Origin of the sequence: Dietzia timorensis, from assembly GCF_001659785.1 — a bacterium.
Lineage (GTDB): Bacteria > Actinomycetota > Actinomycetes > Mycobacteriales > Mycobacteriaceae > Dietzia > Dietzia timorensis.
In genome coordinates, this window is the sequence record NZ_CP015961.1 from 3,226,768 (window position 1) to 3,239,534 (window position 12,767).

Annotated in this window: 12 protein-coding genes; 7 read left to right on the plus strand and 5 right to left on the minus strand. The window is 66.9% G+C overall.

All coding sequences use genetic code 11. The features are described 5' to 3' along the window. Nucleotides 1–58 precede the first annotated feature (58 nt). From ehuD to BJL86_RS14915, 4 genes are all read left to right on the plus strand, one after another. The gene (gene ehuD / locus BJL86_RS14900; RefSeq protein ID WP_067471994.1) at nucleotides 59–658 is read left to right on the plus strand and encodes an ectoine/hydroxyectoine ABC transporter permease subunit EhuD; all 600 of its coding nucleotides are present in this window, start codon (nucleotides 59–61) and stop codon (nucleotides 656–658) included. 46 nt (nucleotides 659–704) lie between these two features. After that, on the plus strand, nucleotides 705–1,496 hold the full coding sequence (ehuA, locus tag BJL86_RS14905; protein WP_067471997.1) for an ectoine/hydroxyectoine ABC transporter ATP-binding protein EhuA: 792 nt from the start codon (nucleotides 705–707) through the stop codon (nucleotides 1,494–1,496). Nucleotides 1,497–1,680: 184 nt separating this feature from the next. Then, entirely contained in the window at nucleotides 1,681–2,721 is a 1,041-nt protein-coding gene (locus BJL86_RS14910) for a beta-ketoacyl-ACP synthase III (RefSeq protein ID WP_067471976.1), read from the plus strand. Nucleotides 2,722–2,868: 147 nt separating this feature from the next. Continuing rightward, complete coding sequence (locus BJL86_RS14915; protein WP_067471973.1) at nucleotides 2,869–3,807, plus strand: SGNH/GDSL hydrolase family protein; 939 nt, start codon at nucleotides 2,869–2,871, stop codon at nucleotides 3,805–3,807. 136 nt (nucleotides 3,808–3,943) lie between these two features. Here the strand turns inward: BJL86_RS14915 and BJL86_RS14920 are convergent, their stop codons facing one another. The 3 genes from BJL86_RS14920 to BJL86_RS14930 all read right to left on the minus strand — a co-directional run bounded on the left by BJL86_RS14920 (nucleotide 3,944) and on the right by BJL86_RS14930 (nucleotide 6,953). Further along, nucleotides 3,944–4,393, minus strand: coding sequence for a hypothetical protein (locus BJL86_RS14920; RefSeq protein ID WP_075845186.1), 450 nt, complete (start codon nucleotides 4,391–4,393; stop codon nucleotides 3,944–3,946). Nucleotides 4,394–4,577: 184 nt separating this feature from the next. After that, nucleotides 4,578–5,843, minus strand: a complete 1,266-nt coding sequence (locus tag BJL86_RS14925) for an acyltransferase family protein (protein WP_067476711.1) — start codon at nucleotides 5,841–5,843, stop codon at nucleotides 4,578–4,580. An 87-nt stretch (nucleotides 5,844–5,930) separates the two neighbouring features. Further along, the gene (locus BJL86_RS14930) at nucleotides 5,931–6,953 is read right to left on the minus strand and encodes an SGNH/GDSL hydrolase family protein (RefSeq protein ID WP_067476714.1); all 1,023 of its coding nucleotides are present in this window, start codon (nucleotides 6,951–6,953) and stop codon (nucleotides 5,931–5,933) included. A 196-nt stretch (nucleotides 6,954–7,149) separates the two neighbouring features. Here BJL86_RS14930 and BJL86_RS14935 point away from each other — a divergent pair, with 196 nt between their 5' ends. Next, the gene (locus tag BJL86_RS14935; protein WP_082908639.1) at nucleotides 7,150–7,839 is read left to right on the plus strand and encodes an alpha/beta hydrolase; all 690 of its coding nucleotides are present in this window, start codon (nucleotides 7,150–7,152) and stop codon (nucleotides 7,837–7,839) included. On the opposite strand, the gene BJL86_RS14940 is transcribed toward BJL86_RS14935, so the two are convergent. Continuing rightward, nucleotides 7,836–8,312, minus strand: a complete 477-nt coding sequence (locus BJL86_RS14940) for an NUDIX hydrolase (RefSeq protein ID WP_067476717.1) — start codon at nucleotides 8,310–8,312, stop codon at nucleotides 7,836–7,838. The genes BJL86_RS14935 and BJL86_RS14940 overlap by 4 nt on opposite strands. Nucleotides 8,313–8,463: 151 nt before the next feature. Between BJL86_RS14940 and BJL86_RS14945 the strand changes: the two genes are divergently transcribed. Beyond that, a complete protein-coding gene (locus BJL86_RS14945; RefSeq protein ID WP_067476720.1) occupies nucleotides 8,464–9,948 on the plus strand; it encodes a hypothetical protein in 1,485 nt (494 codons plus the stop codon). Between the two features lie 129 nt (nucleotides 9,949–10,077). Further along, on the plus strand, nucleotides 10,078–10,950 hold the full coding sequence (locus BJL86_RS14950) for a PspA/IM30 family protein (protein ID WP_067476723.1): 873 nt from the start codon (nucleotides 10,078–10,080) through the stop codon (nucleotides 10,948–10,950). Nucleotides 10,951–11,043: 93 nt separating this feature from the next. On the opposite strand, the gene BJL86_RS14955 is transcribed toward BJL86_RS14950, so the two are convergent. After that, nucleotides 11,044–12,669: an NYN domain-containing protein gene (locus BJL86_RS14955; protein WP_067476726.1), complete on the minus strand. Its 1,626-nt coding sequence runs from the start codon at nucleotides 12,667–12,669 to the stop codon at nucleotides 11,044–11,046. Nucleotides 12,670–12,767: the final 98 nt, after the last annotated feature.

Consider the following 12,767-nt stretch of genomic DNA (forward strand, 5'->3'; position numbering starts at 1 on the left):
CGACACCGGACCGTTCTTCGATTTCGGTTTCGCCGTCGACATTTTCCCCGAGATCTTCATGGCCTTCCTCAAGGTCACGCTGCTCGTCACCGTCGCGGGCACCATCATCGCGTCGATCCTCGGGCTCGTTATCGCGATCCTTATCATGGTGCTGCCGAAGCCGCTGGCGTGGATCGTCAAGTGGGCGGCGAACTTCATCAGGATGACGCCGATCATCGTGCAGCTCATCTTCCTGTTCTGGACATTCTTGTGGCTCGACCCCATCCAGATCGGCATCATCGTCTTCGGCATCCACTACGCCACGTACATGTCCGAGGTGTACCGCGCCGGCATCGAGTCGGTGCCGAAGGGGCAATGGGAGGCGACGACGGCATTGTCGATGTCCGCCGTCCGGACGTGGCGAAAGGTCATCATTCCGCAGGCCCTGCGCTCCACCGTCCCTTCGCTCGGCAACTATGCGATCTCGATGTTCAAGGACACCCCGTTCCTGTTCGTGATCTCGGCGGCGGAAATGGTGACCGTGGCCCAAACCATCGGTTCCGAGACCTTCCGCTACAACGAAGCAATCACCATCGCCGGGCTCATCTTCCTGGCGGCCAGCTACCCCACCGCAGTGCTCATCAACCGTCTGGAGAAGCGCCTTGCCTACGCCAACTGAGTCCACCCACGTCGCCGAAGCGACCCAGAACTCCGGCGCGCACACCATCGAGTTCGTCGATGTGGAGAAGCGTTTTGGCGACAACGTCGTGCTCAAGGACCTCAACTTCACGGTCAAGCAGGGCGAGCGCGTCACCCTCATCGGCCCCTCGGGCTCTGGCAAGACGACGATCCTGCGACTGGTGATGACCCTCGAGGAACTCTCCGGCGGGTACATCTACATCGACGGCGAGCCGCTCACGCATGCCCAGCGCGACGGCAAGCGCGTGCCGGTGCCGAAGAAGCAACAGAAGAAACTCCGCACCCGAATCGGAATGGTGTTCCAGCAGTTCAACCTGTTCCCCAACATGACCGTGTTGGAGAACATCATCGAGGCGCCCGTGCACGTTCTCGGCCTGCCGAAGAAGGAGGCAATTGCCAAGGCACATTCCCTTCTCGAGCAGGTCGGCCTGCCGGATAAGGCCGACGAGCACCCCTCCTCTCTTTCTGGAGGACAGCAACAGCGCGTCGCCATCGCGCGAGCGCTAGCGATGGATCCGGAGATCCTGCTCCTCGACGAGGTCACTTCCGCGCTCGACCCCGAGGTCGTCGGCGATGTCCTGAACATCCTGCGCGAGGTCGCCGACACCACCAATGTCACGATGCTCATCGTCACCCACGAAATGGGTTTCGCCCGCGACGTCTCCCACAAGGTGATGATGTTCGACGAGGGCCACATCGTCGAAGAGGGGCACCCGGACACGATCTTCACCTCACCGAAGCACGAACGCACGAAGCGATTCCTCAGCGCGGTCCTCGGAGACGGCTCGGCACAGAGCCGAACAACCTCGGACGATTAACGGCCCCCGTGAAACGGCGGGTGGGCGATCGCCTAATGTGAATCTAACGTTCCACCGTTCGCGAGCGACAAAGGCTTAGAGTGGATACGTACTTCGCCGTCGATGACGCGTGGTGTGCGCACCACACCCGCCGCGCGCACCGAGCGGCGGGCGAAGACCAGAACACTATGGAGGATCCTTCGAGATGGCAGAGAACGCAACACCGATCGCCGTGAGCACCGGGGTCGACGGCACGAAGATGTACGGTATCGGCGCCTACCGCCCCGAGCGCGTCGTCGACAACGAAGAGATCTGCCAGCACATCGACTCCAGCGACGAGTGGATCCAGGAACGTTCGGGCATCAAGACCCGCCGCTTCGCCGACCGCGAGGAGAGCGTGGTGCACATGGGCACGGTGGCCGCGCAGAAGGCGCTCGACAATTCCGGCGTCGATCCCGAACTCGTCGATGCGATCATCTTCTGCACCTCGACGTACGAGACGATCATCCCCCACGGCGCGCCGATCATCGCGAACAACATCGGTCGCAACGGCATCGCGGCCTTCGACCTCACCGCGGGTTGTGCCGGATTCGGCTACGGCCTCGCCGTCGCGACGAACGTCATCCGTGGCGGGGCCGCCCGATATGTTCTCGTCATCGGCTCCGAGCGCCTTTCCGAGGCCATCAACCCCGAGGACCGCGGCACCGCCTTCATTTTCGGCGACGGCGCCGGGGCCGTCGTCGTCGGCCCCGCAGACGAGAACGAGCTCGGACCCGTCGTGTGGGGCTCGGATGGCGAGAAGGGCCAGGCGATCCGCCAGACGAAGAACTGGTACCAGGTCATGGACGAGGCTGTGAGCCCCGAGTCCGCCGAGCACCCCTGGCTCGTCATGGACGGCAGCAAGGTGTTTCGCTGGGCCGCGTTCACCGTCGCCAAGGTCGCGCAGCAGACACTGGAGGCCGCGAACGTCGGCCCGGAGAACATCCAGGCCTTCATCCCGCACCAGGCGAACGGCCGCATCAACGATGCGCTCGCCAAGCACCTCGGCCTCCCCGACACCGTCGCCGTCGCCAACGACATCGAGGCCACCGGCAACACCTCCGCCGCATCGATCCCGCTGGCGATGGAGACCATGCTCCGCGAGGGCGAGGCGAAGGAGGGCGACACCGCCCTGTTGATCGGCTTCGGCGCCGGCCTGTCCTACGCCGGCCAGGTCGTCAAGCTCCCCAAGGCGCCGCAGAGCTAGCCTCGCGCCACCTCGCCACCGCGCCCGAAGGATCCGCGCCATTTCGGCCCGGCCCTGCGGGGGCGTCGTTCGTCTGCGCTCGTCATTTATGACGTCGGACGTGCTTTTCCCGCAAGAACGAAGGTCCCAGGTCTACAATCTGAGCACATGAGGCCCTCCCGCACCACACCCCTCGCGGCCGCCGGCGTTGTCGCAGCGGCGGTGGCGCTGGGCGCGTGCGGGACGGCCGAGGACACCGGCGGCGAGACAGACCCGCAGGCCTCCACCGCAGGCGACGCCGCAGCAGCGGCAGCGGACGAGGATCCGGCTCGCGATTACCACAACTACGTGGCGCTCGGAGATTCCTACGCCGCCGTCGGCGGCCGCGACGCCGGGTTCTCCGGGCCGGAGTTCTGCCAACGCTCCGGCGACAACTACCCCTCTCTACTTCTGCAGAGCTACCGGGTATCCGGCGGGGAGGACGTCACGTGCCAAGGCGCCCAGGTACCTCATCTCCTCTCGCCTCGGCAGACGCATTCCGCGGACCCGGGCTCGGCGCAGATTCCTGCACAGCTCGACTCCCTCACGCAGGACACGGACCTGGTGGCCCTGTCGATCGGCGGAAACGACATCGACTTCGGCGGCATCGTCGCCTGCTACGGACGATCGATGGTCACGCAGGTGGCCTCACAATGCGGCGCGGAGCTCGAGACCACGACCGATGATGCTCTCGCCGGACTGCCGAGCGCCCTCGACTCGGTGTACGAGGGCATCTCGGACCGGGCGCCGCAGGCCCGCATCATCGCCACCGGTTACGTTCCGCTGCTCGGCGAGGACGACGATTGCACGCAGATCGGCGCGATCTCCCCCGAGGACCGCGCGTGGGCGGCAGACACGATCGACGCGCTCAACGACGTCATCGAGGAGGCGGCGCAGCGCCACGACGCAGAGTTCGTCCTGCCGGCGCGCGCCGACGAGCACACCGCGTGCGCCGAGGCGAGCGAGCGGTGGGTCGACTTCTCCGGCGAGGACACGGGCTCCTTCCCCATGCATCCCACGCCCACCGGGCACGAGGCGGTCGCACGCGCCGTGGAAGACGCACTCTGAGCGCGTGTCACTCGCGGGGCCGGAAGAGGCGGCGGCCCGAAATAGACGAAGGCGCCCGCTGCGGGCATGACCTGCTCGCTGCGGGCGCTCGTCGAGAGCGCTGCCGGGGCCGTGGGCCCTGGCGCGTCGGCCTGACTTAGTAGCCGGCCTGGCCGCCTCCTGCGCCATCCGGAAGCTCCGGCGCGCCGCCTCCGCCGCCGCCCTCTGCCGGCGCGGGAGCGGGGGCAGGAGCGGGAGCGGGAGCGGGTGCGGGGGCCTGCTCGGGTGCTGGCGCCGGGGCAGGCGCGGGAGCGGGCGCCTGCTCGACCGGAGGCGCGACAGCTTCTCCACCACCTTCGGCCGGCGGTGCGATTACCTCGCCACCTTCTTCGCCTTCTGCCGGCGCCGGCTCTTCCTCGGGCGAGGAGCTCGGCGACGAAGAGGAGGACGATGACGAGGAAGAAGAGGAGGAGGACGACGAGGACGACGACGTGGTCTCGTCGGTCTCGTCGGCCGCACCGCCGCAGGCTGCAAGCCCGAGGAGGCCTGCGGACAGCAGGGCGAGCGCCGCGGACGTCCGCGTGGTGGTGGAATTCTTGATCGCCATGATGTGACTACCCTTCGTATAGTTCATGCGCGTTCCGAAGTTTGTGCCCACCGCAATTGGTGGCGCAACACACATTTTTCCGGTTCCGCCGTCTACCGTAGCGAAGTCGACGCGAACTCGTGGGAGCTTGTCGGGGCTGTCGGTGCCCTGGGCAAGTTTCGTTTTCTTTCCGCTTCGGCAACCGCTACACACGAGGCCGAGGCGCGGAAAGGCGCTTCTTTCCGCTGCGCGCGCGGTGGTAGCGACCGAATGCCTTCATCGCGGGATCGTCGACGAATCGGAAGATCAGGTCGGCGATGACGTGCGAGATGACCAGCGCGAGCACCGCGAATCCGAGCCACCCGGCAAACCCGTATTCACCGTCGGCGATGACCCATTTCTGCAGGGCCGCCATGACCGGGAATTGCACGAGATACAGCGCAAAGGAGGTGTTGCCGCCCCAAATCGTCACCTTCGACGTCATAAATGGGCCGGAGCGACCCTCCATGTCCCGGACGGCGAGCGTGCACACCACCGCGAGCACCGGCAGCAGCATGGGCACGGACATCTTGAAGTTGACCGGCAACACCCAGGTGAGCGCGACAGAGGCGACCAGCGCGAGCATCGGCCACCACGTCTTCGTATTGCGCCACACCCCTTCGATGACGGCGCGCGCGCCGAGCACCCCGAGGATGAACTCCGGCAGTCGCGACAGCGGGAACGTGTAGGAGAGGTAGTAGCCGATGTCGACGCCGTGCTCGGGCAGCAGGAACCACGCCGGCGCCGCGTGGACGTCGTACGGCGGGGAGGCGTCCATGTCGAATAGCAGCGGGACGAAGGTGTTGTCGATCCCCTTGTAGCCGGGGGTGAACAAGTAGTAGGCGAGGTGGAGCACGACGATCGCCGCAAACAGCGCGCCGATCCACGCCATGAGGCGATGGGTGGGGATCCTGCGCACCAGCGGAAGGAAGAAGGGGAACGAGACGTAGAACAGCAGCTCGGCCGCGAGAGACCACGAGGGCACGTTGAGCCCGCCGAGCTGGGACCAACCCGGCACCCACGTGTGGATGAGCAGGAAGTTCGGCAGCCACGCCGCGGTGCGCTCCCATGGGAACTGCCACACGACGGCGACGAACATGATCGCGGTGATCAGGTGCGTCGGATACAGCTTGAGCAGGCGGCGCAGCACGTAGTAGACCGGCTCGCGCATCTGGTGGTTGGACCAGAAGATGATGAAGCCCGATAACAGGAAGAAGAAGGTGACGGCGGCCGAACCGACCTGCATCGGGAGCACGCCGTGGATGGTCTCGAACAGCTCGGACTTCTGGAACGGGTACACCGGCATGAACACCAGCGCGTGGATGACGAACACGAGCAGGGCCGCGTACCAGCGGGCGCTGGTGAGCGAGGGTAGCGCGCGCAGTCTCCCCGCGGAGTCGAACGCATCGGGGCGAATCGTCGGCTGCGCCAACTGGTCCTCCTAGTTCGGGCCCTCGAGCCGGGCACAAAAGTGGAAAAGCCCGACCCGCGAAAGACGGGCCGGGCGATTTCCCTGAGCTTACATCTGGGACTGGACGATTCCTGCGACCGCGTGATCGCCGGCGGGGTTGAGGTGCACGGGCACGCCCTGGTGCCCCGAGGCTGGGTCGAGGATGCCCGAGACCCACGGCTCGCCGGTGCAGCCGCCGTGCGCCGCGCTCGGGGTCTTCAGGTCGATGAAGTTGACGCCGAGCTGCTCGGCCGCGCCGCGCTGGGCCTCCTGCATGTTGTTGAACAGGCGGGTGATGGCCTCGTCGCGCGGCTGCTCGGCGGGGAGGCCGCCGATGGAGATGCACGTCCGGTCGTTCGTCGCGTAGGTCGGGTAGCCGACGAACGAGACCTTCGCGTTCGGCGCGTAGTGCTTGATGTAGTCCACAGCGACACGGGCGCGGTCGGCGTAGGCCTGCGCGGTGACGGCATCCGGGTCCTGCGCGCGGCCCTCGCCGACGGCATTCATGTCGCAGCCCTGGACGAGGTTGATCGCGCAGTTGAGCGCGGTATCGAGCAGGTCGACGTCCGGGTTGCCCCACTTGTCGTTGAGGCCGGCTTGGATGAGCACGTGCTCGGTGCGCGGGCCGAAGGAGCCGCGGTCGCGGTGGTGTGCGGCCTGGTCGACGAGAGTGAGGATCGGTGGGGAGTCCAGCGTCGCGCCGAAGCACGAGGTGTCCTGGAAGTCTGGGGTGTTGTACACGCCGATCGAGCGTGCGACCTGGGACACGTAGCGGTCGGAGGAGCGGAAGCATTCCTGCCCGCCATCGACCAGTGGCAACGTGGTTCCGGCCATGACCGAGTCACCGAGGGTGACCATACGCGCGCCGCCCTCCGGGGCGTTCTGCTGGGGCTCGCTGGCGCCCGAGCCGGTCGCGGTGACCGCGGCCTGAGCGACCTCGGGCGGGATGCCCGCGCTCTGGGCATTCGCGGCGGGCACGAACATCGTGGCGCCGATGGCGACTGCGGCGGAAACGGCGGCGAGGCGCCTGACCGGGCCGTTCGTGGTGTTCGTTGCGTTCGAGTTTCGTGGGCTACGGCCGGTCTTGCGCATTCTGGACTCCTGAAGACACGCGATTACTGCACTTTATGAGCGTCCCAATAATCACACAGATCACTCTAATTATCTAGAGCAACACAAACGATTGTTTTTCGACAGCTTTATCGTTTCCCGAGGCGAAAACGTAAGCACTCGCTGACGGCGGGCTGAGGATGTTCGCGGTGCAACGCTACAGACGTACGCTGTCGATGTGAACACTCGCGCCGGCAACCCCGCGCCCACACCCCACCTCCTCGGCGCCGAACCCGAAGGGCGGGCCGACGCATACGTCCTGATTCTGCACGGCGGAAAGCCCAGGTCAGAGCGCACCTATCTGCCGCTCGCCAACGCCTCGCTTCTTCGGATGCTGCCGTTCGACCGCGAGATACGGGATCGCATCCGCGAGCATCCCGGCGCGCGGGGGCTGAGCATCGGCACGCAGCTCCTGCAGTATCGCTACCGAGGCTGGAACGAACCGCGCCGGGACAGCGCGAAGGACGCGGTGTGGGCGGTCGACGAAATCCGCGAGCGCCACGGCAAGGACATCCCGATCGCGATCCTCGGACACTCGATGGGCGGGCGCGCCGGGGCTCATCTCGTCGAACAGCGACCCGATAATGTGCGCTCATTCTTCGCGCTCGCCCCGTGGTGGCCGGACCTCGACGGCCTGCGCATGAAAGCCGCCGCACCCACGTTGCGCGTCCTCCACGGATCTGTCGACCCGATCACGAGCGCGCGGGATTCACGCCGCCAAACCGAGCACCTCGCCGAGGCAGGTCTCGATGCCGAATGGTTCGCGGTGCCGTCCGCCGGCCATTTCATGTTCCGCCAACCGTCGTTGTGGCAGGAGCTCTCGTGTACGTGGATCGTCGACTCGGCGGTCTCACTGGCCCGCGCCTAGAAGCGGGCACGCTCCTCGCCCGAGAGCGCGGAGTCCATACGGTCCTGCATATGCGCCGGAATGCCTTCGAAGGTGGAAAGTTCGGCCTCCGACACCCACCGCACCTCGGTGTTCTCCCCGTCCGCCGGGTGCGCCTCGCCGGAAATCCACTCGCACTCGAAGGTGTGGTCGATGTACTGCGCCTGGTCGCCGTTGCCGTAAGTGATGAGCTGCGTGACGCCGACCTGCGCGAGGCGGCGCACCTCGATGTGGACACCCGCCTCCTCCGCGGCCTCGCGCACCGCAGCCTCCGAAGGTTTCTCGCCCGGGTCGATAATCCCGGTGACCGGGGTCCAGGCACCCGAATCCGCGCGGCGCACCAGGAGCACGGCACCGGCGGAGCGATCACGAATCACCGCGGTCGCGCCCGCTAGCCAGAGCGGTTCGTGGCCGATATGTCGCCGCAGGCGACGGATGAATTCGGGGGTGGACATGACCTCCAGGCTAATGCCACGTCCGACGTCATACGGAGATCTTTCGTTCCGATTCGGCAGCGAGCCTCCGCACGCGGGCGACTTTTTCACTAACATGATGGAATCATCATATTTGACGTGAAGTAGACCACCCCACAAGGGAGCAACGATCATGGCAGCACCGAGCATCCAAGGTAAAGCGGACGCGACGACGGCCGCGCGCGGCGTGGAGTTCCCCGCCGACGCCTCCGGCAGGCGATCGACGGGATCGCTCGCGAGAGACGTCGTCGCCGAGGCACTGTCGTCGATCGACCCGAGCGCGCGCCGACGTATGGACGCCTCGAAGAACTGGCGCAAGGACTACGTCTCGCCATTTGTAGAGATGGTGGCGTGCGGCGTGAACAACGACTCCGCCTACCGCACGGTCTCCTCGACCGCGCTGCACACACTGCAGTCGCGAATGGTGGGCATCACCGGTCGCGGCGAGATCCCGATGAAGGACTATCTCTCCGAGGTTCGAGTCGACGCCGCAGGCGTGCCGGACACCGAGACCATCGAGGGCACCGGCGAAGCCGCCACCGAGCTGGCGATCCCCTACCGCGGCAGCGTGCTGCGCGGGGCCGCGCTCTCGGGGCAGATCGAGAAGTGGCGCGCCGACGGGGTCATCGAACCGTCGACCGCGGACAAGCTCCTCGAGGTACAGCAGCATCCCGAGTGGCTCTCGCTCCCCGGCCGCGAGGTCGCGGTGCTCGGCATGGGTTCGGAAATGGGCCCGGGCAACGTGCTGCTCTCCTGGGGCGCGACGGTGCTCGCCGTCGACCTGCCCTCGTCGAGAGTGTGGGCGCGGATGCGCGAGCAGGCCGGCACGATCGCCGGCACCGTGCGCGTGCCCACGTATGACGGCGAGGCGGGTATCGATCTCCTGACCCAGCTTCCGGAGACCCGTGCCTGGATCGGAGCGGCCGCCCAGGCGCCTGTCGCGCTCGGGACGTACCTGTACGCCGACGGCGGAACCCACGTGAAGTTGTCCTCTGCCTCGGATGCGCTCGCCGCGGCACTGTTCGATGACGGCACGGTCGACGCCCTCGCGTACCTGGCGACACCGATGGACACGTTCGTCGTGCCGGGAGATGTGCACGCCGAATCCAACGAGGCCTTCGAGAAGGCGAGCAAGGTGACCTCGGTGCGAGGCGCTCTCGGTCGACTGTCCATGGGCAGGGGTTTCGCGCGCAACTACCCGGTCGGTTCGGGGCCCGCGGTGCACGATGCGCTCGTCACCCAGCAGGGGCCGAACTACACCCTCGCAAAGCGCGTGCAACGGTGGCGCGCCACCGAGGAACTGGCGAAGGGACGCCGAGTGTCCATCAACGTCGCACCTGCGACACGTACGCATTCGGTGCTCAAGAACAAGGCGCTGGCCGCGGTGTACAAGGGCGCGCACCACTTCGGAATCGAGATCTTCGACCCTGAAACCTCGCAGGCGATGCTCGCCGCGCTGCTCGTGCACGACCTGTCGACCGAGCAGCCCACCCGCGATTTCCTCTGGGAACACGAGGCCGACGGCGCGAGCTCGGGCGGACTGTGGCGCCAGCCCTACATTCCGCGCAGTGCGCTTCCCGCCGCGGCGGCGATCGGGATGGCGCTGCGAGGCAAGTAGGTTTGCCGCGGGCGCACCCCATCGGCGGCGCACATTTCATTAGGCTTGGGTGGTACGCGGGCACGAGGCGTGCCACCCGTCTTCGTGCCTTTAGCTTTTCGCACGCGCCGACAACACAAGGGACTACTCATGTCGAACCCGTTCTCCAAGGGCTGGAACTATCTCAAGGCCTCCCTGGATAAATCGATTGAGGACAACGCGGACCCCAAGGTCCAGGTCCGCCAGGCGATGGAACAGGCCCGCGCGCAGCACCGGCAGATCGCCGACCAAGCGGCGGCGGTCATCGGTAATGCCAAGCGCACCGAGGAGTCCATCACGACAAAGGAACGCGAACTCGACAAGCTGCAGGGCCAGGTCCGCCAGTCGGTACAGCTCGCCGACGATGCCCGCGCGAACGGCGATCTCGACAAGGCGTCCGAGTGGGAGCGGAGCGCCGAGCAGCTCGCCGCGCAGCTCGTCAGCTCAGAGCAGGATCTCGAGAACACGAGGACCCTCGCCGAGCAGGCGAAGGTCGACGCGCAGTCGGCCAAGCAGGCGGTACGGGAGAGCGAGGCGAGGCTCCAGGAGACCCTGGCGCAGGAAGACCAGCTGCTCCTGCAGGCGCAGCAGGCAAAAATGGCCGAGCAGCAGCAGACCTCGGTCAACTCGATCACCGGCGAGGTCTCGACCGGCTCCAACCCGACGTTCGAGCAGATCCGCGACAAGATCGAGGGCCGCTACAATACGGCCGTCGGCCACGCCGAGCTCGCGGAGGCGAGCTCGGGACAGTCCGCCGCGCTCGCCGACGCCCAGGCTCTGCAGCGCGAGGGCGAGGGCAAGGCGCGACTGGAACAGATCCGCGCCGAGCTCGGTGGGAGCGGTGCGGCCCGCCCCGCTCCAGCTTCGGCCGCGAACCCTTCCAGCAATGGGGACATCGATGTCACCGATTCCGCGGTGGATGAGGGACCGTCGTCCGAGTCGGACGATGATGCCCCGGGCTTCCCTCGGGACACCCGCTCGTAGCCGCCCGGCCGGCGCCGAGGAAACAAACCCGGCTCCGAGTCCGAAAATGGCCGGCGCCCGAAAAGGACGCCGGCCATCGCTGTGCCCGGACGACTATCGCTGCATGACGATGCCGCGGATGCCCTCGTGGAAGCCGTCGCGAAGAGCGACGCGCTGAAATTCGTTGAGCGTGAACTCGTGCAGCATCTGGCACGCGAACTGCAACAACGGGCGGTCGATCTCCGGGGGCAGCGCCCCGCCGGTGAGCGTGTGCGCCTTCTGCCGCTGCTCGTCGTCCGCAGCGTGCTGGTACCACCACGTCGCGTACTGCTGTCCGACGTCATACGGAGAGGCCTCGCCGGATGAGCTCCACACCTCCTCGGTGAGCGGCACGTACCGCGAACGCATCGGGCGGCGGCGGGCCGCCATCATGCCCGGATTGGGGCGCGGCGAATCCTCGTCGCCCGTTCCGTCGTGCTCGTCGTCCGCGGACATCCGCGCCCGCTCGGCGCGCGCGGTCACGGTCACCGAACGGCGGGTGACCGTGACGGTCGTGCGGCCACGATGGGAACCGTCCTGCCCGGCGTATTCGGACTGCCGGACGTCGGAGACCTCGGACGCGTCGGCGGTCTCGGTGACTCGTTCGGGCCGCTCGGAAGCGCCCGAGGGGCCGCCCGCGTAGGCGGGCTCGACGATGTCTCCCGAGCCGGTGGCGGCGGGATCGTCGTCCTCGGCCACGTCGGCGTCATCGATGCGGTCCGGCACTCCCGGGGCGCTGTCCCGGTCGTGTGCGGGCTGGGACGCGCCGGCACCATCGCGCTCCGAACCTCCGGTCCAGTGCGCGGACCCGGGCTGAGACGGAGCCGCCCCAGCCGATGACGGCGCGCTACGGGCGCCCTCACCATCTGAGCCGCCCTCGGGGTTCTCTGTGGAGTCGCCGTCGCCGGCATCGGGCTCGGCCGCGCCGGCACCTCCAGTCCCCTCGGCGGGAGCCACCGGGACGGTGTCCTCGGGGGCCGGAGCCTTACCCTTACCGTGCGCGCCGGCGACGGATTCGTCCCTCGCGCGCTCGGGCTGGAAGTCGACGTCCTCGATATCGACCGACTCCTTGAATTCCTCTTCGCCGCCGCCCTCGTGGCCCGGTTCGCCATTGGGGTTCGGCCGAGGATGCTTGACCTGCGGCGGGAGCGGCCCTTCGAGGACGCGAATTTGCATCGAGTCGGCGAAATCCGAGCGCGGATCGAGCATGAGCGAGGTGTCGCACGCATTGCGCAGGGCCGAGGACACCGAATCCCAGCCGAAGCCGACGAGGTGCACGCGCACTCCGGCTTCGACGGCCGCCTCGACCCCGGGGATCATGTCCGCGTCGCCCGAGACGAGCACCATGTCCGTGCACTGCCGACGGTGCGCCGCGATGACCATATCCGCGACCAACCGGGTATCCACGGCCTTCTGCGAGCGCCGGTTACCCCATTCGATGAGCTGCCCCGTGCGCAGGATGACTCCGTCGATAACCCGAAGGGTGCGCTGGTAACGGTGGGGACCACTATCGGGGACGCCGTCGTACCAGAACTGGCGATGCACCGGCTGGCGGGACTGCGACTTCGAGATCCGGTCGAGGGTGTGGACTACGTTCGACAGCGAGACCTCGAGCTGCTCGCGCGCGCCCTCTTCCCACGAGTTATAAAAACTGGCTAGTAAATATGACGTATCAACATATACCGTCGTTCGCTCAAGCACTGCTCCATCCACCTGTTCCTACATGTCGCTAAATATCTCTAATATCCGTACCTCCCAGCATGCCCGTTTTTGGTCACTCGCGCTTGCCCGAACAACCA

Excerpts from the sequence above, each read along its gene's own strand:
- BJL86_RS14945 (WP_067476720.1), top strand. The coding sequence starts at position 8,464 with ATGGCAGCACCGAGCATCCAAGGTAAAGCGGACGCGACGACGGCCGCG.
- BJL86_RS14930 (WP_067476714.1), bottom strand. The coding sequence starts at position 6,953 with ATGCGCAAGACCGGCCGTAGCCCACGAAACTCGAACGCAACGAACACC.
- BJL86_RS14920 (WP_075845186.1), bottom strand. The coding sequence starts at position 4,393 with ATGGCGATCAAGAATTCCACCACCACGCGGACGTCCGCGGCGCTCGCC.
- ehuD (WP_067471994.1), top strand. The coding sequence starts at position 59 with ATGGCCTTCCTCAAGGTCACGCTGCTCGTCACCGTCGCGGGCACCATC.
- BJL86_RS14940 (WP_067476717.1), bottom strand. The coding sequence starts at position 8,312 with ATGTCCACCCCCGAATTCATCCGTCGCCTGCGGCGACATATCGGCCAC.
- BJL86_RS14910 (WP_067471976.1), top strand. The coding sequence starts at position 1,681 with ATGGCAGAGAACGCAACACCGATCGCCGTGAGCACCGGGGTCGACGGC.
- BJL86_RS14950 (WP_067476723.1), top strand. The coding sequence starts at position 10,078 with ATGTCGAACCCGTTCTCCAAGGGCTGGAACTATCTCAAGGCCTCCCTG.
- BJL86_RS14915 (WP_067471973.1), top strand. The coding sequence starts at position 2,869 with ATGAGGCCCTCCCGCACCACACCCCTCGCGGCCGCCGGCGTTGTCGCA.